Origin of the sequence: Bradyrhizobium embrapense (assembly GCF_001189235.2) — a bacterium.
GTDB classification, from domain to species: domain Bacteria; phylum Pseudomonadota; class Alphaproteobacteria; order Rhizobiales; family Xanthobacteraceae; genus Bradyrhizobium; species Bradyrhizobium embrapense.
This window is the reverse complement of sequence record NZ_LFIP02000007.1, coordinates 165339-189477: the sequence shown is the minus strand read 5'-3', so window position 1 is coordinate 189477 and position 24139 is coordinate 165339. Positions and strand designations below refer to the sequence as shown.

General features: G+C 58.2%; 18 protein-coding genes. 17 read left to right on the top strand and 1 reads right to left on the bottom strand.

What is annotated here, in order from left to right:
- Positions 1–358 precede the first annotated feature (358 nt).
- The 12 genes from AKN83_RS28105 (at position 359) to AKN83_RS28050 (ending at position 15814) form a co-directional block, all read left to right on the top strand.
- Positions 359–991: a NodA family N-acyltransferase gene (locus AKN83_RS28105; RefSeq protein WP_050404916.1), complete on the top strand. Its 633-nt coding sequence runs from the start codon at positions 359–361 to the stop codon at positions 989–991.
- The gene (gene nodB, locus AKN83_RS28100; protein ID WP_050404915.1) at positions 988–1647 is read left to right on the top strand and encodes a chitooligosaccharide deacetylase NodB; all 660 of its coding nucleotides are present in this window, start codon (positions 988–990) and stop codon (positions 1645–1647) included. Before AKN83_RS28105 ends, nodB begins: the two co-directional genes overlap by 4 nt.
- A 17-nt stretch (positions 1648–1664) precedes the next feature.
- A complete protein-coding gene (gene nodC, locus AKN83_RS28095) occupies positions 1665–3041 on the top strand; it encodes a chitooligosaccharide synthase NodC (RefSeq protein WP_083992276.1) in 1377 nt (458 codons plus the stop codon).
- Between the two features lie 11 nt (positions 3042–3052).
- Complete coding sequence (gene nodS, locus AKN83_RS28090; protein ID WP_050404914.1) at positions 3053–3682, top strand: nodulation methyltransferase NodS; 630 nt, start codon at positions 3053–3055, stop codon at positions 3680–3682.
- A 13-nt stretch (positions 3683–3695) separates the two neighbouring features.
- Entirely contained in the window at positions 3696–5405 is a 1710-nt protein-coding gene (gene nodU, locus AKN83_RS28085) for a nodulation protein NodU (protein WP_050404913.1), read from the top strand.
- A gap of 1 nt (position 5406) precedes the next feature.
- Positions 5407–6327, top strand: coding sequence for a nodulation factor ABC transporter ATP-binding protein NodI (gene nodI / locus AKN83_RS28080; RefSeq protein ID WP_083992275.1), 921 nt, complete (start codon positions 5407–5409; stop codon positions 6325–6327).
- 3 nt (positions 6328–6330) lie between these two features.
- Entirely contained in the window at positions 6331–7119 is a 789-nt protein-coding gene (locus AKN83_RS28075) for an ABC transporter permease (protein ID WP_050404912.1), read from the top strand.
- A 311-nt stretch (positions 7120–7430) separates the two neighbouring features.
- Entirely contained in the window at positions 7431–9446 is a 2016-nt protein-coding gene (locus tag AKN83_RS28070; protein WP_050404935.1) for a carbamoyltransferase family protein, read from the top strand.
- Between the two features lie 182 nt (positions 9447–9628).
- Positions 9629–10735 (top strand): nodulation protein NodZ, encoded by a 1107-nt coding sequence (locus AKN83_RS28065; protein ID WP_083992274.1) that lies wholly within the window; start codon positions 9629–9631, stop codon positions 10733–10735.
- Positions 10736–11912: 1177 nt separating this feature from the next.
- Complete coding sequence (locus tag AKN83_RS28060; protein ID WP_050404933.1) at positions 11913–12749, top strand: SDR family NAD(P)-dependent oxidoreductase; 837 nt, start codon at positions 11913–11915, stop codon at positions 12747–12749.
- A gap of 245 nt (positions 12750–12994) precedes the next feature.
- On the top strand, positions 12995–14752 hold the full coding sequence (gene nifA / locus AKN83_RS28055; protein ID WP_244522132.1) for a nif-specific transcriptional activator NifA: 1758 nt from the start codon (positions 12995–12997) through the stop codon (positions 14750–14752).
- A gap of 219 nt (positions 14753–14971) precedes the next feature.
- On the top strand, positions 14972–15814 hold the full coding sequence (locus AKN83_RS28050; protein WP_050404911.1) for an electron transfer flavoprotein subunit beta/FixA family protein: 843 nt from the start codon (positions 14972–14974) through the stop codon (positions 15812–15814).
- Between the two features lie 94 nt (positions 15815–15908).
- On the opposite strand, the gene tcuC is transcribed toward AKN83_RS28050, so the two are convergent.
- Positions 15909–17261 carry an MFS transporter gene (gene tcuC / locus AKN83_RS28045; protein WP_050404910.1) on the bottom strand — a complete coding sequence of 451 codons (1353 nt, stop codon included), beginning with the start codon at positions 17259–17261 and terminating at the stop codon, positions 15909–15911.
- 1086 nt (positions 17262–18347) lie between these two features.
- Here tcuC and AKN83_RS28035 point away from each other — a divergent pair.
- From AKN83_RS28035 to AKN83_RS39990, 5 genes are all read left to right on the top strand, one after another.
- Positions 18348–19571 carry a GFA family protein gene (locus tag AKN83_RS28035; RefSeq protein WP_244522131.1) on the top strand — a complete coding sequence of 408 codons (1224 nt, stop codon included), beginning with the start codon at positions 18348–18350 and terminating at the stop codon, positions 19569–19571.
- 5 nt (positions 19572–19576) lie between these two features.
- Entirely contained in the window at positions 19577–20263 is a 687-nt protein-coding gene (locus AKN83_RS28030) for a 2OG-Fe(II) oxygenase (RefSeq protein WP_050404908.1), read from the top strand.
- 853 nt (positions 20264–21116) lie between these two features.
- Positions 21117–22505 (top strand): hypothetical protein, encoded by a 1389-nt coding sequence (locus tag AKN83_RS28025; protein WP_050404907.1) that lies wholly within the window; start codon positions 21117–21119, stop codon positions 22503–22505.
- A 161-nt stretch (positions 22506–22666) separates the two neighbouring features.
- Positions 22667–22828: a hypothetical protein gene (locus AKN83_RS39995; RefSeq protein ID WP_157113602.1), complete on the top strand. Its 162-nt coding sequence runs from the start codon at positions 22667–22669 to the stop codon at positions 22826–22828.
- Between the two features lie 512 nt (positions 22829–23340).
- On the top strand, positions 23341–24138 hold the full coding sequence (locus AKN83_RS39990) for a hypothetical protein (RefSeq protein WP_157113601.1): 798 nt from the start codon (positions 23341–23343) through the stop codon (positions 24136–24138).
- The last annotated feature ends 1 nt before the right edge of the window (position 24139 follow it).

Sequence of the window (24139 nt, the reverse complement as noted above, 5' to 3'; positions counted from 1 at the left end):
CGACGCTCCGTCAACGAGGTGGTCCACATCGATGATCAGCTCACTAGCGGCAAAGCGCCGATAGCCGCAATAGATGAGGCAGAAGGGCTTCATACTGCAGATAACACCTGCACGATTAAATGGCCCCGTCCGTACGCCTTCGGCACAGCATTCGGTCGGAATGACAAGCCTCAATGGAGCGATCATCTGATCGCACACAAAGGTGACACCCCAAGCAATCTGCTCCGGCACCGGGCGCGCAAAGAAGAACCGGCATCCAACAAAACGCGACGGCGCATTTCTCGATCGATCTGCGTCCGGTGAGTGAGTTTGTGTGACAGACCCCCCTCTAGAGATTACTCGCGTAGGTAAGCCTGCCATGAACATTGTCGCATCTCGGGCCACGCAATCTCCTTCCGCGCGTACTCAAGTTCATTGGAGCATTCGCTGGGAAAACGAGCTGCGGCTAACCGAGCATGCCGAGCTCGCCGAATTTTTTCGCAAAAGTTACGGGCCGACCGGTGCTTTCAATGCGCAGCCATTTGAAGGCAACAGAAGTTGGGCCGGCGCTAGGCCTGAGGTCCGCGTGATTGGTCGCGACGCCCATGGCGTAGCTGCTCACGTCGGACTACTGCGCCGCTTCATCAAGATCGGTGAGGTCGATCTACTCGTGGGAGAACTTGGGCTGTATGCCGTGCGGCCGGATCTCGAGGGACTGGGAATCAGCCACGCGATGCGGGTGATGTATCCCAAACTGCACGAACTTGGAGTCCCGTTTGGCTTCGGGACGGTCCGGCCCGCGCTTGAGAAGCATCTTACTCGACTGGTGCAGAGACAGGGCCTCGCGACCCTCATGTCGGGCCTTCGCGTCCGCTCCACGCATCCGGATGTCTATCCCAATTTGTCGCCGATCCGCATCGAAGAGGTGATCGTGGTGGTGTTCCCGGTTCAAAGCGCGATCAGCGAGTGGCCCGCTGGCGCAATGATCGATCGGAACGGGCCCGAGCTGTGAAGGAGCTTATCCCCGTGTCTACCGTTCCTTGCGACTACGCTGATGTGAGCGGAAGCTTCCCCGTCTATTTGACCTTCGACGACGGGCCAAATCCATTCTGCACGCCAGAGGTTCTCGATGTGTTGACGCAACATCGGGTGCCAGCGACGTTCTTTGTGATCGGTACCTACGCAGCCGAGCAGCCCGAACTCATTCGGCGGATGATCGCGCAAGGCCACGAGGTGGCGAACCACACGATGACGCATCCGGATCTGTCCAGATGCGGGCCGGTTCAGGTGCGCGGTGAGGTGCTAATGGCCAGCGAGGCGATTCGTTCGGCGTGTCGGCAGGCCGCGCCCAGGCACATGCGGGCCCCCTACGGTAAATGGACCGAAGAGGTGCTCGCTACATCGGCGCAGGCTGGCCTTACGGCTGTGCACTGGTCGGTCGATCCGAGAGATTGGTCCCAGCCCGGGGTGGACAGAATTGTGACTTCGGTACTCGGAGCCGTTCGACCGGGTTCGATTGTTCTCCTGCACGACGGATATCCTCCTGATGAGGACGCGACGTGCGCTGACGCAACTCGGCGAGATCAGACGGTTAGAGCGCTCTCTTACCTGGTTCCAGCACTACAACGCCGCGGCTTCGTGATCCGCCCGCTCCCTCAGCTTCACTGAACAACAACTGGCACCCTATGGACCTGCTCGCTACAACCAGCGCCGTCGCGGTTTCGTCTTACGCGCTGCTCTCGACCATCTACAAAAGCGCGCAAGCGCTGTACGCGCAGCGGGAGAATACCCCATCGTTCCGGAACGATTTAGGACAATCTGCGCTGGCTCTGCCAAGTGTGGATATTATCGTGCCTTGCTTCAACGAGAAGCCGGGCACGCTCGCCCAGTGTTTGGATTCGCTCGCCAGGCAAGACTACGAAGGAGAGCTGCGGGTCTATGTGGTCGACGATGGCTCGGCAAATCGCGACGTTGTGGGGCCTGTACATAAGATCTATGCCAACGATGCGCGCTTCAGCATCATCTTGCTTGCCAGGAATGTTGGCAAGCGCAAAGCGCAGATCGCCGCAATACGCGGCTCGTCCGGTGACTTGGTGCTTAACGTGGATTCGGACACGATACTGGCCGCTGACGTGGTCACCAAGCTTGCGGCGAAGATGCGGGACCCCGACATTGGTGCCGCAATGGGCCAGTTGGTAGCGAGCAATCGCAACGATACATGGCTGACCAGTCTGATCGACATGGAATACTGGTTGGCGTGCAACGAAGAGCGCGCGGCGCAAGCTCGCTTCGGTGCGGTCATGTGCTGCTGCGGTCCATGTGCGATGTATCGTCGCTCTGCGCTTGCCCTGCTGCTTGATCAGTACGAAACGCAATTCTTTCGCGGAAAGCCGAGTGATTTTGGCGAAGATCGCCATCTGACGATTCTCATGCTCAAGGCGGGATTTCGAACCGAGTATGTTCCGGACGCGATTGCGGCAACAGTTGTCCCTGACACTCTCGGGCCATACCTTCGTCAGCAGCTGCGCTGGGCGCGCAGCACCTTTCGCGATACGTTTCTCGCATTGCGTCTGCTGCCGGAACTCGATGGCTACCTCACATTGGACGTTGTCGGGCAGAATCTTGGCCCACTGCTACTCGCTCTTTCAGCACTGGCTGCGCTTGCCGAGCTCGCAGTCGGCGGGTCTGTACCTTGGTGGACGGGCCTGACCATCGCGGTGATGACGATGGTTCGGTGCAGTGTAGCTGCACTGCGGGCGGGGGAATTGCGGTTTCTCGGCTTCTCGCTCCACACACCGATAAACATCTTTCTTTTACTGCCGCTCAAAGCGTATGCCCTTTGTACATTGAGCAACAGCGATTGGCTGTCGCGCACGATCGTCAGCGAGCCGACTGAAGGAGATGAGCGGGCGGTTCTGCAGGCGCCGAACAGTGCAGCTGGTCCTGTGGCTACAGGGCTGGCTTCTGGCACAATTCCGAAGCCGGTGGTTCCTCACCGTCCATCGCGCTTGGCGGCGCCGGAGAGTATTTGCGGTCGGAAACAATCGAGCGGGTATAAGTAGGTCGATCGGGCATGACTGTGTACAAGAACCATCAATTACTGGAACGCGAGCTCGCTGGGGATGATCCATGGCATCTCGACAGCAGTGCGTTCGAGCAGGAACGGTACGCGCAAATACTCCGGATGTCGTCTTGCAATGGGGGTGTCGAGCATGCCCTCGAGGTCGGATGCGCAGCCGGGGCATTCACGGAAATGCTTGCACCGCGTTGCCAACGCCTAACGGTGGTCGATGTCATGCCGCAGGCGATCGAACGGGCGCGCCTGCGGACCGGGCATCGGTCACATATAAATTGGATAACGTGCAATATTCAGCAGTTTTCGACCACAGAGAAGTTCGATCTGATCGTCGTCGCCGAGGTTCTCTACTATCTCAATGACGTTTCCGAGATGCACGCGGCGGTCCGCAACCTGGTGAGCATGCTTGCCCCAGACGGCGCTCTGGTGTTCGGGTCCGCGCGTGATGCCACTTGTCGACACTGGGGTCATGCCGCTGGTGCCGAGACGGTGATCTCTCTCTTCAAGGAGAGCTTGTTGGAGGTGGAGCGTCTGCACTGCCAAACCACGTCGGTCAACGAAGACTGCTTGCTCGTCCTGTTCCGGAAGTCGGGGCAGTCGTTAAAACACTCGATTGTCGGTCATTAGATCAGGGGGTCCTATGCGCATCTGCGGCATCAAATTAACACATGACGGCGCAATTGCTCTCGTCGAGGACGGGCGGCTCGTCTTTTGCACCGAGCAGGAAAAGCGCGGTAACAACGCACGCTATCAATCCATCGACAACCTCGATGATGTCGTGCGTGTGTTGGCGGAGCATGGTCTTGATCCGCGAGACATTGATCAGTTCGTCATCGATGGCTGGGACGGAGAGATCGAGTCGCGGTTCCAGGTCCTTAGTGGGGCGGTGCCGATCACGCTGAAAGGGGGGCCATATGTCGAGCGTCATGCTGAGGGCCTTCTTGATTCCGTCGAAGGCTTTGGCCTGATCCTCGGCGACAAGGTTTTTCCTTATAAAAGTTACTCGCACGTCACGGGCCACGTTGCGTCAGCCTATAGCACCAGCCCCTTTGCCAGTACCGGAAAACCGGCGTTCTGTCTGGTATGGGACGGCTCCATTTTTCCCCGCCTTTACTATGTCGAACCTCGCGGCGCGCGGCTCGTGGGATCCCTGTTTCCCATGATTGGTCAGGCCTATGCTGCCGCCGGCCTTCACTTCGGGCCTTACAGGCAGCCGAGCCGCACCAGTTGGGATTTGGGCATCGCCGGCAAGCTGATGGCGTACATCGCTCTTGGCTCTGTCGACGAAGGCATTGTCGCAGTGTTTCAAGAACTCTACGAGAAGCGCTTTGCCGCGGACACGGAGCAGACTCGTCGCTACCGCGCAGACATCCACAATCCGGAGGCCTTACTTTCGGCCACGCACGGGTTTTTCGAGGCAAGCGCATTGCGCCTTACGGGCAAACGAGCGGAGGACATCCTTGCCTCGTTCCATATGTTCCTGGAACGTCTTCTGGTTCGGGAAATCGCGATGGTTATGTTGCAGCACTCCTCTCTTCCGGGCGCGCGAAATCTATGTGTGGCAGGAGGGTGCGGTCTCAACATCAAGTGGAATAGTGCGCTTCGCGCGACGGGCCTGTTCGATGAGGTGTGGGTACCGCCTTTCCCGAATGACAGCGGCTCGGCAATAGGTGCTGCTTGCGCGGCGATGGCGGCGCGAAATGGGTTTGGACCGTTGGAATGGTCTGTTTACAGCGGTCCGGCTCTGCAGGCCACCGAGGGGGTGTCGGAATGGGAGGCCGAGCCGTGCAGTCTGCGTGAGCTTGCCGCCATTCTCGCCGACAACAAGCCGGTAGTGTTCCTGTCCGGGCGCGCCGAGCTGGGACCGCGAGCGTTGGGCGGCAGAAGTATTCTGGCGGCTCCGACGTCACTGGCTATGAAGGATCATCTCAACGACATCAAGTGTCGTGAGCACTTCCGACCGGTGGCGCCGATCTGCTTGGAGGATCGCGCGCCAGACATATTCGACCCAGGTATGCCGGACCCCTACATGCTGTTCGATCATCAGACCAGGGCGGAATGGTGCGACAAGATTCCCGCTGTCATCCATCTGGACGGTTCGGCACGACTGCAGACAATCTCCCGCAGCTCTCCACACAAAGTCGCTGAGCTTCTCGTCGAATTCGAGCGCCTTACGGGGCTCCCGTTGCTCTGCAACACGAGCGCGAACTTGAACGGGCGTGGATTCTTTCCGGATGCCGCGGCGGCCTGTCAATGGGGGCGCGTTGAGCATGTGTGGTGTGACGGCCAGCTTTGGACTAAGCCGGTCATGAGGAAGCAACCGCCGGCCAAACATCTCCAATCGGCCTAAGATGAGCATGTCCACGGTAGCAATCGACCTTGCCGGCGTCAGAAAGTCATTTGGCGGCAGAACTATCGTCGATGAACTGTCGTTCTCGGTTGCCCGGGGAGAGTGTTTTGGTCTGCTCGGGCCAAATGGAGCCGGCAAGAGCACGATCGCCCGTATGCTCCTTGGCATGATCTCGCCGGACGCAGGCAAGATCATGGTACTCAATGAACCTGTACCGGCGCGCGCTCGTGTCGCACGCATGCGGATCGGTGTCGTACCGCAGTTCGACAACCTTGAGCTTGAGTTTACCGTACGCGAGAATCTGCTGGTGTTTGGTCGCTATTTTGGCATGAGCGCCCGCAAGATCGAGGCCGTCCTACCGTCGCTGCTCGAGTTCGCGCGGCTCGAAACCAAGGCGGACGCACGGGTCTCAGAACTGTCGGGTGGCATGAAGCGGCGACTGACCTTGGCACGCGCGCTAATAAATGACCCGCATCTGCTCGTGATGGACGAGCCGACGACCGGTTTGGATCCGCACGCCCGCCACCTGATCTGGGAGCGTCTGCGAGTTCTACTGGCGCGGGGCAAGACGATTCTCTTGACCACTCACTTTATGGAAGAGGCCGAACGCCTGTGCGATCGGCTGTGTGTCCTCGAGGGTGGACGCAAGATCGCCGAAGGCAAGCCAGATGTGCTAATCGACGAGCATATTGGCTGCAACGTGGTCGAAATCTATGGAGGTGATCCACATCAGCTCCGCGAGCTGATCAGGCCCCATGCGCGGCACATCGAAGTGAGTGGAGAGACGCTCTTCTGTTATGCGCCATATCCGGAGCAGGTCCGCGTGCAACTGCGGGGGCAAGCGGGACTTCGTGTTCTGCAGCGACCTCCAAATCTCGAAGACGTGTTTTTGCGGTTGACCGGGCGCGAGATGGAGAAGTGAGTGATGGGTGAAAGTTATGCGGCGGTGATGCCCACTAACGCGTACAACTGGATCGCGGTATGGCGTCGTAACTTCCTAGCATGGAAGAAAGTGGCGCTTGCATCGATTCTCGGCAACCTCGCGGATCCCTTGACCAATCTGTTTGGCCTCGGCTTTGGCCTTGGGCTGATCGTGGGGCGCGTTGAGGGGACGTCGTACATCGCGTTCCTGGCGGCAGGCATGGTCGCGACCAGTGCCATGACGTCCGCGACCTTTGAAACCATGTATGCAGCCTTTGCACGCATGGACGCCAAGCGTACCTGGGAAGCAATCCTCTCCACTGAGCTCACGCTTGGCGATATCGTTTTGGGTGAACTGGTGTGGGCGGCCAGTAAGTCCGTTCTGGCCGGAACAGCGATCGGGATCGTCGCGGTCACGCTAGGTTATGCATCATGGCTATCCATTCTATATGCGATGCCAACAATCGCCCTTACTGGCCTTGTCTTCGCCAGCCTGGCCATGGTCGTCATATCTCTTGCGCCAAGTTACGATTACTTCGTGTTTTACCAAACACTTGTTCTTAGTCCTATGGTGTTCTTGTGTGGCGTGGTCTTTCCGACGAGCCAACTGCCCGGCTCATTTCAGCATTTCGTCGGCTTGTTACCTCTCGCACATTCGGTCGACCTTATTCGCCCAGCGATGCTTGAACGCGGTGTCGACGGTGCTGTCCTGCATGTCGCTGCGCTTTGCGTTTACACGGTCTTTTCCTTTTTTGCGTCGATAGCAGTATTTCGGCGCCGTCTGCTGCGTTGACGTGAGTTCAGCGAGAATGGAGAAAGTCACAGTCAGATGCGTCGTGCGGTAGCTCGGAATGACTTGGTCTATCGCAGCGGTCGCTACAATGGATTTGAGAGGCCGCGATCGAGCAAGGTCTCTGGCCGTTTGTTTAGTCGATCGGTGCCGACGGCTGCACCGCTACATTCTGACCGCCTGTCGCGAAGCGCCAAGACGGATTTGCAAATTTGTATGGTGTTGTCTGGCTCGCGAGCCCGACGGAGCGTGACCGCACAGATTGGATAGGTGGAACGCAGTTGTCGTTCCGCCATGATCAAATGGAGAGCTGGATGTTGTGCCTAGGAATAAGTGGTGGTCTTGACAGAATCTATGAAAGCTCGCCGGAGCTGCCGGGTACATTTCTTCACGATGGTGCTGCGGTTCTTGTGCAGGATGGCCGCGTGATTGCTGCCGTCGAAGAGGAGCGGCTCAACCGCGTCAAGCACTCCAACAAGTTGCCGAGTAACTCCATCCGATACTGCCTTTCTACCGCAGGAGTTGAGCTCGGCGAGATTGACCGTATCGCGTTCTACGCGACTGAAGCCTACTGCAATACAATGCTCGAGCGTCTTTCTGTTTCCAAGCCCGTGCCGCTGGACGCCAAACTGTTGATGCGCCAGCTGCTGGCACGGGAGTTCGACGCCGATATCGATCCGACGCGGCTTTCCTTCGTAAATCACCACGAAGCCCATGCCGTGAGCGCGTTTGCCATGTCGGGGTTCGAACAAAGTCTCATTTTCGCGGTCGACGGTAGTGGCGATTTCCTCTCCGGCTTATTGGCGGTGGGGTCTGGCATCGAAATTGCGCAGCTTGCAAGCTTCCCGGAACGTAACTCCCTGGGGCTGTTCTATCTCGAGACAATCCGATATCTCGGCTACGGGTTGTTCGACGAGTACAAAGTGATGGGGCTTGCCCCGTATGGCGATCCCGCTCCCTATCGCGAACTCTTCGCGCAGTTCTACGAGTTGTTGGACAAGGGTGGCTATCGCGTTCACCTGGATCGTATCGCGCCGGCCCTGGTCCGCCACATCGAGGTTCGGCGAAAAGGAATGCCATTCACCCAACAACATCGAGATGTCAGCGCTTCGCTGCAGGAGGCGCTGGAGCGGATCGTGTTTCACATCCTGCGGCACCATCGTGAAGCGACAGGCATAGCACGCTTGTGCCTGGCTGGAGGGGTAGCCCATAATTGCACGCTGAACGGTAAACTGCTTTATTCCGGGCTGTTTGACGACATCTTTGTTCAACCTGCGGCGCACGACGCCGGTTGCGCGCTCGGCGCTGCATTGATCGTGTCAAATGAGCTGGGCAGGCCGGCGCCGCGCGAGCGACTGCCGGACGTCTATTGGGGGCCCGATCTCGGCAATGAGCAAGCCGTGGAGCGTGAGCTCAACGCATGGTCAGGCCACCTCGACATTCAACGAAGTGATGACATAGCATCCAGTGCGGCAGACTGGATGGCAAATGGCGCTGTAATCGGCTGGGTTCAGGGCCGCTCTGAGTTCGGCCCACGTGCGCTTGGTAACCGCAGCATTCTTGCGGACCCGCGCCCAGCCGATAACAAGAGCCGAATTAACGAGATGGTCAAAAAGCGCGAGAGTTATCGTCCATTTGCGCCGTCTGTACTGGTTGAGCATGCGAGCGAGTTCTTCGAGCTTCCAAGCGGCACGAGGGAGCTGCCGTTCATGAACTTTGTGGTTCGCGTGCGTGAAGCCCAGCGCAGCGTGCTCGGTGCGATCACGCACGTTGACGGGACCGCTCGTCTGCAAACGGTGTCGCGCGAGACGAACCCTGCTTATTGGGATTTGATCAACGAGTTCAAAAAGCGAACTGGAATACCGATTCTTCTAAACACGTCGTTTAACAACAATGCCGAGCCCATCGTTGATTCGGTGTCAGACGCGATTGTTGCGTTCTTGACGACCGATTTGGACGGACTTGTGGTCGGGCCGTTCTTGGTCAAGAAGCGGACGGCAACATTGCAGGATTGGAGCGCATTAGGCGTTTCATTGCCACCCTACGCATCGCTTCATCGTGTCCGCTCGCACGTAGCGGTAGATCGTCAGGAGACGGTCTGCGAGATCCGCACGGGACATTCCGCCCACGATAGTATGCGCATCTCGCATGAGCTGTTCGAGATGTTGATGCGGATCGAGGGCGAGGCGTCGCTCGGCTGGCTGCTCGACGCAACCATGCTGGGCCAGGCCAAGCGTGAAGATTTCGTGAAGGAATTGCGGCTCGTGTGGGAGCGGCGAGGCATTCGTCTGCTTCCGCCGCGCGCGGCCCGGGACCGCAATAAAGTGTAAAGCAAAACATAGCCGTAACTCATGAGCATGGCCATGCCTATGCCTGCATGTGAGAAGGCCAGGCCGTCCGACGCACGGAGCGGGCATCGGGCATTTGGCTGAAATCGGCACGTCGCTGCAACACCGCTCAAGAAAAGACGGAACGTGTTGCGAGATATCGGCGCATCACGGATAGCACTGATATGAAGTTCTACCGACGCAGCTCGCCGCCACCGCAATTTCAGACCGCGACATCGGACGAGATGATACATGAGATGTCTGCAATGGCGTCTTTCGTCCAACCAGGAGCCCGGGAGGAGGCCATGCAGAGCGGTTCGAAGAATGATAGGTTCGTAGTGTCCCGACGACGTACGGGATTCGGCGACTGCCTGTGGTCGCTGGCGGCTGCTTGGCGTTTTGCACAGCGGACCGGGCGTAACCTGGTCATCGATTGGCGGGGGTCTTGTTATCTCGACCAACCCTTCGTCAATGCCTTTCCAGTGTTCTTTGAACCAGTTCAGGACATTGCCGGCGTACGGGTGATTTGCGACGACCAGATCAATCAGCGCTCGTTGCCAGGACCATTCTTCCCGAGTTGGTGGAATAAGCCATCGATCGACTGCGTCTATCGGCCGGACGAGCAAATTTTCCGAGAGCGCGACGAACTCGATCAACTATTTCAAGGCCAGCAAGACAGCGATGCGAACACTGTCGTTTGTGACGCCTGCCTGATGTGGCGCTGCGATCAAGAAGCAGAACGGGAAATCTTTCGGAGCATCAAACCACGCCCTGAGAGTCAGGCCCGGATTGATGCCATTTATCGCGAGCACTTTGAGCCATACAGTATGATCGGCATTCATGTTCGACACGGCAACGGCGAGGACATTATGGGGCATGCTCCCTATTGGACCGATCCGGAGCGCGCCCTGCGACAGGTCTGTAATGCCATCGAAAGGGCCAAGGCGTTGCCGCACACAAAACCAGTGAGGGCGTTCCTGTGCACGGACAGCGCGCGCGTCCTTGAGCAGGTTTCGGCAATATTTCCCGATGTTTTCACGATTCCCAAGCGCTTCAAGCCCCCTCAGGCCGGACCGTTGCACAGCGGGGCGCTCGGAGTCGAGGGCGGGTTTGCCGCCCTTACCGAAATGTATCTCCTTGCGCGGTGCGACACTGCAATTCGTTTTCCTCCGACAAGCGCTTTCACACGCTATGCACGCCTGTGTGCGCCACGCGTCATAGAGTTCGACCTAAACGATCCGAGCCGACTAATCTTGATTGAAGAAGCTTCCCAAGAGGTCGTGAGGACATGAACGTCGAGCTTACCATCACTGATTTGATGGCCGCTCTTTGCATCAAAAAGTGCTATCACGTGTCTTCCCGGCGTAGAATCGTTGGCGAAGTGGCCGCTGGCAGCGAGGTTATCCTGGAGGACGTTAACCCTCGGAAGTGCGAAGCCCGACGTCGATCAACAATTGCCTCGCCGCGCTAAAAAGGTGCGCGCCTATCTCCGTCTTCGCCTCGCGCGAACCTTGGGAATTTGGTTGGTCCTGACGTCGGGCAAGGACAAGGCTGCACTCTCATATCACCGCGGCCGACGTTAGACGGGATGGTATGCATTGATGTCCTTGGGAGGTCGAGCAGCGCCTTGCACTGAAAAATGAGCCAACAGTGCCTCCTTTGCAGAACCTCGAAGGCGCGGGTGCGACAGTCTGATGCCAGGAGCTTTCCGCCGTTAGCAGCTGAAGTGTAGGACGTACAAGGTGCTGGACCCGCTGAGCGCGCATCTTCGTCTTCCGCTGTCGCCGCAGCGATCTTGTGAAGGTGTCTGGCACGCCTGGCAGGGAGTATACTTATTCACCAAAAGGCTAGGGAGAAGAAAGAATCATCGGGACATCGGTCGCGGGTGATCCGGAAACGATCTCTCCGGCGTAGCTGGACTATCTGTTGGCCAGGATCGATTGGCGCAACAGTCCTCAAGGCCGTCTGCCGCTCGCTCGCCCAACTGACGCAGGCGCGACCGGGGACCCGTTCAAACAATCAGCGAACCGGTTCACGATACGCGAAAGGAATTCGCGGCGATATGCGACCGTCAAACGGGCCTGTGCGTGACAGGTCGGGCAGCTGTAGGGAAATCGGACGTGCCAGGATGATAACGTCAGTTTCGGATCGCTGAACGGCGCGGCTTAACAGGCCTGATCCTACCGACCGATCGTTGCTCCGCGACAAATGCTGCCCAGCTGTCGCTTTCGCGGATTGCGCAAACAGAAAAGGGCGCGCCGCTTCCAGGCCCGTATTCATTTAGGCGAGCGCGCGGTTCCGACGTTTTTGTTGCTAACATGCCATTGTTGTCGCAAAGCGAATGCGCCGTTGCGAACCTGCCAAGCGTTCTGCGACACCAGGCCGCAAAGCCGGAGCGGCGTTGCCTCGGTTATGGTGGCTCAATTCCTGCTTGGAGTGCGCGAGCACGCAACAGGAGAGGAGGTGGGCGTGGCTCTCGATTTGCCAAATGACGATCCGATCCCGAGCCCGCTGCTGGCGATGCACTCGACTTGTCCGTTTCATGCCGATAAAGCCGGCGCGCATCGAGGAGAAGGGAAGACGATGCTTCTAACTGGCGCATCGCGCGGAATTGGTCACGCTACTGCCAAGCTGTTTTCAGAAGCCGGCTGGCGTATCATTTCTTGCGCGCGCCAGCCGTTTGACGGCGAGCGCTGCCCGTGGGAATCAGGGAACGAGGATCATGTCCAGATCGACCTCAGCGACCATCGAATGCTGCCGAGCGCGGTGAGCGAGGTGAAAAAACGTTTGAGCGGCGGAGTGTTGCACGCCCTGGTGAATAATGCCGGGATTTCGCCGAAAACACCTAATGGTGACCGGCTAACGTCCTTGACGACGTCCACCGAGACTTGGATGAGGGTCTTCCATCTCAATCTCGTGGCTCCGATCCTGCTGGCGCAGGGTTTGTTTGACGACCTGAAAGCTGGGTCAGGATCGATCGTCAATGTGACTTCGATCGCCGGATCGAAGGTGCATCCGTTTGCTGGAAGTGCCTATGCGACGTCGAAGGCGGCGCTTGCAAGTCTCACACGCGAAATGGCACATGATTACGCGCCGCACGGCATTCGTGTGAATGCGATCGCTCCCGGCGAAATCGGGACGGACATGTTGTCGCCCGAAACCGAGGCGCGTCTTGTGCCTACTATCCCGCTGCGCAGAGTGGGAACGCCCGATGAGGTGGCCAAGGTCATCTTCTTCCTGTGCTCAGATGCTGCGAGCTACGTCACGGGAGCCGAGCTGCCGATCAACGGTGGGCAACATCTGTGATCGGCCTCGCCTTGCAAGGCAGCTGACTTGAGCTGCAGCAGTGGAACCTACGTTCTACGCTGACGTCGGGCATCCATTCCGCAAAAGAAACGCACTGAAAGTTTATCGTCGTGCCACGAAAAGCTGTTACGCTTCTACGGCGTCTCGTCAACACTTGGCCCTAGATCGAGAATGTCATGCCTAACGAAGCTCGCAAACCAGAACAAGTCGCCAGGGCGGATGACCAAAACAACGGAGACCGCCTCATGCTGCATATCGCTTCCGCACGCGAAAGACCTGCCTCAGAAGTGGAGCCGCAACGCGAGCTCTCCGTCGAGCCATTGCGCGAGAGCGCACTGACCGGCATCTTCGAAATATCGAAGATACTGACCGCTCCTTGCCGGCTTGAAGTCACCTTGGCCAACGTTCTCGAGCTTCTGCAATCGTTTGTGCAGATGCGACACGGCATCGTCTCACTGTTCGACGATGACGGGATGCCAGACATCACCGTGGGCGACGGCTGGAGCGAAGGCAGCGACGAACGGTACCGGATGCGCTTGCCCCGAAAGGCGATCAATCAAATCGTCGTGGAGGACCGGCCTCTTGTCGCCGAGGATGTGGCAGCCGAGCCGGCATTCAGCGCTGCCGACCTCGAGGTGCTGGGTGCCTCGGATAATACACCCGTCTCGTTCATCGGAGTGCCAATTCGCATCGACCCCAAGGTCGTGGGTACGCTGACAGTCGACCGTATCCGCGACGAAAGGTCGAGTCTGCGGCTCGATCACGACGCACGGCTGCTTGCCATGATCGCCAATCTGGTGGGACAGACAGTGAAGCTGCACCGCTTGTTCGCCTGCGACCGCGAACGGCTGATGGTGGAGAAGGACCGGCTACAAAAGCAATTGTTTGAGCTTAGGCAACCTGCACGGGATCGCAAGAAGGTCCAAGTTCATGGCATTATTGGCGACAGCCCGGCGCTCCGTGGGCTTCTCGATAAGATCGCGATCGTAGCCAAATCGAACAGCACGGTTCTACTGCGCGGTGAATCCGGGACCGGAAAGGAACTGGTAGCCAAAGCCATTCACGAGTCGTCATCTCGAGCCAAGCGGCCCTTCGTCAAACTGAATTGCGCGGCGCTGCCTGAGACGGTCCTGGAGTCCGAATTGTTTGGCCATGAAAAAGGTGCCTTCACCGGCGCATTCAGCTCGCGCAAGGGGCGCTTCGAGCTTGCTGACAAAGGGACACTATTTCTAGACGAGATCGGCGAGATTTCGGCGCCGTTCCAGGCGAAATTGCTGCGAGTTCTGCAAGAGCAGGAGTTCGAGCGCGTCGGCAGCAACCAGACCATCAAGGTCGATGTTCGTGTCATAGCAGCGACCAACAGGAACCTGGAAGAGGCCGTAGCAAAGAGCGAGTTTCGCGCAGACCTTTACTATCGGATCAGCGTCGTTCCTTTGCTCCTGCCGCCGCTGCGTGAGCGGCGCAGTGATATTCCGCTGCTGGCCAACGAGTTTCTCAGGAACTTCAATAACGAGAACGGGCGTACGCTCACCTTGGATGCGAGCGCGATCGATGTGCTGATGAATTGCGGCTTTCCCGGAAATGTCCGAGAGCTCGAAAACTGCATTCAGCGTACGGCGACGCTGTCCGCCGGGCCAGCGATCGTGAGAAATGATTTCGCTTGTTGCCACGGCCAATGTCTTTCCGCCATGCTGTGGAAAAGTACATCGGAGGAGATGATCATGCCGGCGGTCCCGAGCACGCCGGTACTGGCTAAGTCGATCACTCCGCTACCTGAAGCGACCGCGCCGGCTCCGCCAGGCGGCAGCGAGTTGGCCTCGCTGGCTGCTCCTCCCGGCACGGTCCTCGTAAGTGGCGCGAAGATCGCCGATCGCGAGCGAGTCATTGCAGCCATGGAAAAATCTGGATGGGTGCAGGCAAAAGCAGCGCGCTTGCTGGGGCTAACGCCGCGTCAGATTGGTTACGCGTTGAGGAAATACGGGATCGAGATCAAGCGGTTTTGAGCGCAAGGACCTTGGCGTCACTTACCTGACGTGCCCGGCGGCGGCACGGCGCTGTCGCGGGCTTCGACGCATGTCGGTATTCGTCCCTCACAAAACCGGGTCAGGTCGCTCGATCGGCTCCGTCCAGGCCTTTGTGATGGCGAGCACAGTCCAAGGAGAGTCGTTGTGGTACGAGACTTGCTGTTCTCTTCGTAGTGCCGTAACTTCTGGAGCAACTCCGTGCACAATGTCGTCTGCATCAAACAGGTTCCCGACTCTGCACAGATTCGCGTGCACCCCGTTACCAATACGATCATGCGTCAGGGTGTGCCGACCATCATCAACCCATATGACCTCTTTGCGTTTGAGGCCGCGCTGGAACTGCGCGATCGGTTTGGCGGCGAAATAACCGTGCTTACAATGGGCCCGCCGTCGGCGGAAGACTCTTTGAGGAAGGCGCTGACCTATGGTGCCGATCGCGCCGTACTGCTCACTGATCGATGCTTTGCGGGCTCCGACACCCTTGCCACGACGTATGCACTGGCAACAGCCATCCGAAAGATCGGTAAGGAATATGGCCCGGTAAACCTCATCTTCACAGGCAAGCAGACCATCGACGGCGATACCGCGCAGGTTGGGCCCGGCATCGCAAAGCGCCTGGGCGTGCTGCAGCTTACCTACGTCGCCAAGGTCAGATCCCTGGATCTCGCCGCACACACAATCGAAGCCGAACGACGTTCCGAAGGTGGTGTCCAGGTCCTGCACACGAGGCTGCCCTGTCTCATCACCATGCTGGAGGCGACAAACCAGATTCGGCGCGGCGCGATGGCGGATGCCTTACGTGCCGCACGGGCGCCGATCGTGAAATGGAGCGCGCACGACGCAGGCGTTGAGGACATCTCCAAATGCGGTCTCAAGGGCTCACCGACCGTCGTCAAGCGAGTGTTCGCCCCCTCTGCACGCGCTGAGAAGGCGGCCTTGGTTGAGGCCACCGAGCAACCCGCGCAGGCACTGATAGACGCTATTTTCAAGCATCAACCCAAGCTCGAAGCCGAACTTGCGGTATCAGCCCGTGATGGTTGATCTGGATAGAAGGTCGGTCAGACCAAAACACAAGTCCAGCTTCGAGACCGCGGTGACGACGAGGCGAAACCTGTCTGTATCCGGGAGCACCATGCTAGGGCGATGCCGTTTGCACGCCCAAGGTGCTGTCATTTGGTTCAAGGTGTGAACGGTCCGCGGTTCTCGACGGTTTGGCGGTGCCCCGATAGATGGTCAGTGCCGCGATGATGCCGAGCGTGGCTGAAAACATCAGCCAATACGCCGGTGAAGCCTTGTCGTTGGTCCGCTCAATGAGCCAGGTCGAGGCCAACGGCGTAAAGGTCCCAAACAAGGCGGCAGCGAGTGCGAAGGCCAGGGAAAAGCAAGTTGTGCGAACATGCGCGGGCACGATCTCAACGAGCGCGCCCAACATAGTTCCGCTGTAGGTGCCAAAATAGAACGAGAACATCATCGCGACCACCAACATCTTGCCGAAGGTGGGAGCGCTTACCAGCCAGTTCAAGGCCGGATACGCGCTCATCAATGCAAGGCCGGCAATGGCGAGCAGAACTGGCTTTCGGCCGATACGGTCGGAGACGGCGCCGCCAATTGGATTCCAGATGAAATTGGTCATGGCGACCAGGAGCGTCACCAGGAGAGCATCCTGAGCGGACAGCTTCAAGACCGTCTTGCCGAAAGTGGGCGTGTAAACGGTGACGAAATAGAAGGTCGTCGTGCTCAGGATCGCCATCATCATTCCGAGAACGACTATGCGCCAGCCGACCAGCGCCGAGGCAAAGATCTCGCGGGCTTTCGGATGCTTCTTCATCGCCAGAAATTCCGGCGTTTCCTCCAGTGTTCGACGAAGAACGAAGATAAGCGGGATGATAAGGCAGCCGAGAAAGAACGGAATGCGCCATCCCCAGGAGGCTACGGTTTCGGCCGGCATCGACTCGTTCAGCAGGTAGCCCACGCTCGCCGCGACGAAGATCGCGACCTGCTGGCTAGACGATTGAAAGGATGTATAGAAGCCGCGATTGCCTGGGGTTGCGATCTCCGCCAGGTAGACTGAAACGCCGCCGACCTCGACGCCGGCGGAAAAACCCTGCAGCAGCCGTCCAGCCAGAACGATAATCGGGGCTGCAATGCCAATGGTCGCGTAACTGGGACAGAAAGCGATAATGACAGTGCCGATCGCCATGATCGATAGTGTGATGATCAGGCCTTTTCGACGGCCGATCTGATCGATATAGGCGCCGAGGACGATTGCGCCTACTGGACGCATTAAGGCACCCAACCAGAACACGCCGAAAGTGTTGACCAACGAGGCTGTTTCACTTTCGGATGGGAAGAAGGCTCGTCCGATAGCGCTGGCGTAAAAGCCAAACAGGAAAAAGTCGAATTGCTCGAGGAAATTGCCGCTGGTTGCACGCAGGATCGCATTGACGCGCGATTTAACTGCCCCGTGCTGACTAAGTGTCTGTGACAAGCGAGTTTCCTTCCCGTCAAAAATGGCCGGTTCGGAAAACCTCACGCCAGCCCAATTGCATCAGGCCGTGACTTTGTCATTGGTGACATTACCGACCGAGCGGAAGGCGCCTGATCTTTTCGGCGTATTTTCGGCGATAATTAGATTAGTGCACATATTTCAACGCCAGTTCGCGGAGCACCAGCAGATCTCAACGCCAATTGCCGCAAGCTCACTTCACTTCAAACAAGAATTGACGAATACCTGAGGCGACTCGTTTGCCGGCTCACGGCAGCTATGAGGCTTATTCGGGGGAAACTGGCGGTCAAGGACGTATGCCCCTCGTGGGCAGAGGTTGGCACTTATTCGCTGCTCGATTTCCGACAGCCAATGCAACCCGTGTCAGACTCAAGACACCTGTCCTGACGAGCCGGCATGAACGATTTACCAAACTATTTCGAAACTTATGGCCCGAAACCAGGGTTGGCACGGCGATTGCTGGAAACGTGCAAGACCACAGGAGCGGACGAGTGCAGGCGGAACGGGGAAGAGCAGCGGCGGTGTTTTCTCAGACGCTCGTGGGGGCGAGCTGCCGACATCTCGCGCAGATCGCGGCGGAAGCTCCTAAGCGCGCGGTAGACACGCCTCCATCTAGCAGCGCTGTCCCAAGCGCGTAGACAGTCAAAAATGAGCAATGAGCAGAAACCGCAGGGATTCGATGCATCTTGCGACCGACGTCAAGCGAGGCTCGATCGCGCAAACAGAGCCCCCTCCTGTGACGCAAAATCCCGATGCTTTTGGGCGGGCCGATAACTCACCATGAATCTGCGCGTGATGCCTGGAGGCGCCAGCCATGCGCGGAATTGGGCTGATCTGGATCGTAATCCGACAGAATTATAGCCGCTTCAATCAATGGGCGTGCTCCAAGTGTGAACAGGATTGGGCTCAAGACGCCCGGCTAAGGGGGCCGCGAGGATGCAAAGAGTAGAGTTCGCCTCGGAGGCGACGGCGATCATGAGCGCCATCGCGCCAACCAGCTCGTCTGTCTCGACTGGCCAATAGCTGGTCCCGACGAGAATTCGCTTCTTCAGGGCTCGTTCTCCCCTCATGGCTATCGTCCAAATGACGTCTTCTCAAGCTTCTCGATTTTCACCGGATCAGCCTCCGCAGAGTTTTTGCGCGCATTTGACTGAGCGTGCGCGAGCTCTGTTTGGCGCGCACCCCTTTGCTGAGGAGCTGTCCAAAGAGCAGGTTGTTAGCCTGCTGCCTGAATACCTGGCGATGTCACAGGCGTTTCCCCACCTGCAGGCAGGGTCGCAAAAAGATCTCATATTCGATGCAATGCATCATAATCGGGATCTTCCCAGGGATATTGAACTGACCAGCGTCGTCGCTAATTTCATTTGTTGGGATGAGACGGGCGGCCATGGCCGAGTTCTCCAGGGTGGCAAGGCGGCGCTACCCGATATTCTGCTGACCGAAAATTTTCACTCAAATCTGTTTAGAAGGGATGCATCGCGACTGCTCGGCAGAGCAATACGTCCCAACTATAGCGCCACGACGAACCGGTACCTGCATTCTCTCTATGATGGGTTGTCAGCGAAAGACCCCGTGGTGCGTTGCGCCTACATGGTCGCCTTTGAGTTGCATGCTGCGGACATGATCCAGGCGCTGTGGACCACTACGGTCAAAACCTTTGACGCGAGCCCCGACGATCTTGAGTACTTCCGGAGCCACGTCGGTGGAAAAGATCCAGCCGAGCGGTATCATGGAGAAATGACAAGCCGCCTCATTGGCGAACTTGTTCCGGCTGATCGCAACGGTTTCTTTTTGGACGAGTTCGATCGAGCCTATCGACTGAACTTGCAGTGGTGCCACGATCTGCTCCGGATTGTCTCACTTGAACAAAACGACCGATCTGAAATCGAACACCGTGGCCATTGTCATTGTGGCTCTGTCAAATTCCGTGTCCGGGCGCCGCGGCAGCTCTCTGCAGTTCGATGCAATTGCTCGATCTGCCAGATGTCTGGATTTATGCACTTGTTGGTGCCTGGCGATAGGCTCACGATTGAATGTGGCGAAGAGTTCCTCATCACTTACCAGTTCAACAAGAACATCGCCCGGCACACGTTTTGTCGGGTTTGCGGGGTCAAGCCATTCTATCGGCCGCGGTCGAACCCAGCCGGATTCAGCATCAATGTTCGATGCCTGGATAAAACAACGATCGAAAGCATCAGAATAGACGAGTTCGATGGCGAGCATTGGGAACAAGCATTCGGCTCGATGCAACCAGGACCCAAACTCTGCACCGAAGAACAAACCCCGGAGTGAAGCCAATGGCGCGTTCAGCAAATGACAAAAAGGGCCTACTTTCAGAAGAGGCTCTCACGAAATTCCGCGTAGAGCTCTTGGTGAAGGGTACGATCGTGATCGGCTCCCAGACGTTATTTACACAGGATGAACTGGCGAGGATCAATCAGCTGCAGGCTGAGATTCCCGAAGAAGAGGTGCGGTTGGGAGATGCTGGCGACTCGCACAACGTCTTTGTCAAGCGCGTGAGGGTGGATCCGCCAGGCCGTAGTCCCAGCAATGTGGATGGCGCAGCGCCGAGGCAAATCATCGATCTGCTTGAAAGGAAAGAGCGCGGATTCGCGTTAAAAACGATCCTGGGAGCATCGTCAGATTATGTGATTCGCAGATGCCAGTTGCATCGTATGCCTCCCGGTTCGTTTGTCGGCATCCATTTGGATGCCGAGAGCGATCCAGACTTTGAGTACTCCGTAATTGTGCAGCTCGCGCAAGAGTTTGAGGGTGGCGAATTCGTCGTATATCCGAGCGCGTACGAGCAGCAGGTATTTCGACCACCATTTGGAGCGGTGCTTGTCACAACATGTAGGCTGCGGCATGAGGTGAAGCCTGTATCCGCCGGGGAGCGACGGTCGCTGGTCTACTTCTGTTCGAAGCGCAGCGGCACAAACCGGCGCGTCATCGAAAGCTCTACCAGCGGCCATGAAGCAAGTTAGCTCGAGTACCTGCGAGTAAGTTGAGTGGCGCGGAGGTCTCACGCTGAGTTCGGCAGATCGCACCCATCTTGCAGAAGATCTGTCCTGCGAAGCGGTTTGTCGCTGCGGAACGCGCTGTTAAATCGGGATCCGCCGAAGACCGTCGGCGAGAGCCATTCGGAGGAATGACGTGGTGACCCGTCACGGTCCCGCAGCGAGCTCGCGCGCACAAAGGGGACGTCGGCCGTTTTAGGTTCCACCGGAACGAGGTGACGAAGACATTGGTCAAAGTGGGAACCGGGCGCTTCGAGCAGTGAACACGTTTTTGCTGGGTCCATCTGTTTTGGAGGGCCAGTGCGGAGATGCGTTCGATGGGCGCCGATCGTCAGCTGATCCGCCCGCCGCAATGAGCGTGGCCGTAGATGGTGGAATTCAGCGACCGAAATCGCTCTGGCTTAAGGGAGTCGGCGCAAACACCCACGCGGACAGGCTGCTCCTCGCCCAGGCTGCCGAAATGCTGAACGGAGCCCTGGAAGAAACCATGATCGCACAACTTGTCTCATAAGAATACCGGGGCAACATCGCGGCACGACCTCGTCACTGCTTTCGAACTACGGGTGTTCTGGCGCGTGCTCGACCGTGTTGTCGCGCCGCTCGTAGAAAGCTGCGGGCTCGTCAGGTTCTCGACAGCTGTCCGGCCTAGCAAGACAGGCAGATGCTAGGACCATTTGGGACGGTGGGTGCGAAGCCGGGGTTTAGTGCAAGAGGCAGCGAAGAAAAGCGGTTAGCTGATGCTCTAATCGCCCTCGATTGATTGCCCGATTGTCCATGCGGGAGCCGAGACCAGATATTTCACCGTCGAAAGTGACAGCGAATGAACGATCCCTCTCCTGGTCGCGCGCTTCAGCAGTCGAGCAGCGTGGGCGCGCAAGACAACTCGTCGGTCTCCCCCTCGGCGGACGCGGCGGCGTTCGAACAACAGCCGGGAGAGATCGCCGATGCGGGTAGTGGCGTGCCGGAGCAGACCTCTCAGGTGGCGGGCGGAGTGGCGCCGGTCGCAGGCCAGCCTGACCTAAAGGCCTACCCGGACGACGCGGCATGCATCAAGCAGTACAAGGAAGACGCGGCGACCGCTGGCACATCAAAAATTGCCAGAACCTATGCAAGTGTTATGACCGATTTCAGTCGCTACCTGCGCGAAAACAACAGGCAGGGCATTGCCGCTCGCCTCAACGAGGATGGGCTAGATAAGGATCAGTCGCTCATCGAAGATATGGATCTCTATCGGCGATCCGGTGGCTCCAGGGCAATCCGTGCCGCGCTAAAGCATTTGCGGACCGGTGCGAGAAAGCCTGCATCTCTGCATGCTGAGGATGCGCCGCTCATTTCCGCGCTTGAGGACGCACTCATCAAGGCGAGCTTCGAGAAGATCACCGCCCAAACCAATGGGCGGATTCTCCGAAGATTCAGCCGATGGCTTTTTGCAAATGAAAAGCTGGCCATTGTTGCCAGGCTTTACGATAAGTCGCTGGATAAGGACGCAGCAGCTTTTGACAAGAGTGGCAAACGGCGCGCTCTCACGGCACTGGCACATCTGCGGGCCTCACAGTCGGCAGACGGAATTGCACCCAATGCAAGTCGCGCCAAAACGGTCGCGAACCTCTTCCATCCCGAAGACGCGCAGCTTGTTTCGGCGCTCGAGAAGGCACTCGTCGCAGCCAGATACGAAGAAGCAAGCGCCCAAGCGATCGCCCGTCATATTCGCAAATTGAGCCAGTGGCTATTAGCAAATAACAAACCGGCGATTGCCGCCCGGACCGGAGAGGAGTCGCTTGATAAAGATGCCGCGTCATTTAAGGCGAATGGGGGCGAGCAGCAGATCACGGCGGCACTGGCTCATCTGCGGGCCTCTCAGTCGGCTGCCGGGATTGCGCCAAGGAAGCCCCGTGCTGAGCTCAGCCCTTATCCCGAAGATGCGGACCTGATCAAAGACTACAAAGCCGCAGAATCCCGGCCGACTGCCAGAAACTATGCACCTTTCCTTGTCGGTTTCAGCAATTACTTGCGCCAAAACCACAAGCAGAGCATTGCCGCCCGACTATCCGACGAGTCGCTGGATGAGGATGTCGAGACCTACAAGAGGTCCGGCGGTCATGCAAAGACCAGTGCCGCACTGGCACATCTGGCCAAATCGGCCGCAGGTGTTCGCGCCGTGGAACTCAGGCGCACGGCTGATAAGCTGCGCCTGATAATGCACCACTAGGAGCCGCCAATTCGCATGCGGATGTTGCCACGGAAGAGTACGACTACTCTCGGCGTTACCGCCTGCAGCCAGCACCCTCTCGCCGCTCGCGCGGATTCCGTACCCTCACGAGGCTCCAGATCCCGGTGAGCACGTAGACCCCTTGAGCGAGAACTACGAGAATGCGATTTTCCGCGGACGGGCTGATCAATGCACCTGATTGGGGCGATTTCCTCTCCACCGAGCACGTTTTTGGCGATGATGAGCACGAGGCGGCGGGCGCCAGACCGGCGAAGAGGCAAAGGATCGACAATGCTCCGCAAAACGGCGCGTTCGAGCGGTAGTCGAGCCAGATCAGCGTTTCAGTAGCCGAAGCATTGGCGCAGCCTCCAGCCAATCAGCCGGATGCTTCTGTTTCACAGGAACAGAGTGGACAAGGCTGCCGGACGGCGCCGCAAGCTGCCTCGGGGGACGTTGTGGACGCCGCTTCGCAACAAGGAACGCCGCAGGGACCTGTCATTTGGCCATTGCTTCTGCCGGCGGTTTACGATCAGGATCAGCTCTGGGGGCGTTGGAAGACCTTCCGGCGTGGTCCGGGTTAGCCAGCCCCGAGCACGCGCCGGAGGCAGAGCAAGTAGCACGGCCGGCAACAGCTGGATCCCCCTCGAGCTGGTGGCTGCCGACGTCGCCCGACTTTGATTGGAGCATGCTGCCGGCAACGCCATCCGCTGTCGAGACGCGTTCGTCTGATGTCTAGCGGGGTGTCGAGGCCCTGATTGATTTGCTGTCTCAAGAATTGCGTGATGAAGGCCAGCTTGCGCCATCACGCACGCCAACTGATGCCGGGACCGATGGCGTGACTCCCACAACCTCGGTGGATGGGCACAGCGGACAGCGGCTTGGCCTGACCGAATGCTTGCAGGACGAACATATCGCCCCCGATTACGCCCTGGTTGAAAAGGAGTTGTATTGGAACAATCCAGATCTTGCTCGCCAGACCGGATTCGTACAGCCGGCGCAAGCCCAGCTATTGCGCCTGGTTCCGAGTGAGAGCGACCGCCTGCCGATCGTGCTGCAGATCTTCAGTGAGGAAGATACAGATGTCGCCAACTTCTTGTTCGTTCCGGTGAATGATGCTGGAGTTGAGGGCGGCGGATCGCATTGGTCGCTGCTGCTGGTTGATTGGCGCGTGCCGACAGCAGCGGTTGCCTATCACTATGACTCTGCCGGGCTTTGCAACGGCGCCGTGCAGAATAGCTCGCAGCACGTCTCGGCTCCCGCTTTCAAGCGGGACGGATGGCCCAGCAGCAGAACGGCTATGAATGCCGAGCCTTCGTGGTGGACGCGACGCGAGCGCCGGTCACACGCTTGGCGCAAGGAGAGCGGCCGGACCGTGAGCCGCTGCACCTCGAGCGCCTCATCGCCGATCGACCGGCACTTCGGGATCGCCCCAGGACTGATCGCGGCCTGCGTTGACGGACTCCATCGGACCACCGGTTTTCGCCCGGATCAGTCTCCGGCTGAACAGCGCAGCCGGCAAGGGATATCCGCATCATGCGAGACGAACGCGGATTTCGGGTCATCTCCCAGATACCGTTCTCCAGCACACTACCGGAAGCAGGGGCAAGTTCGAATGAATGGAGTGGCAGGATAGA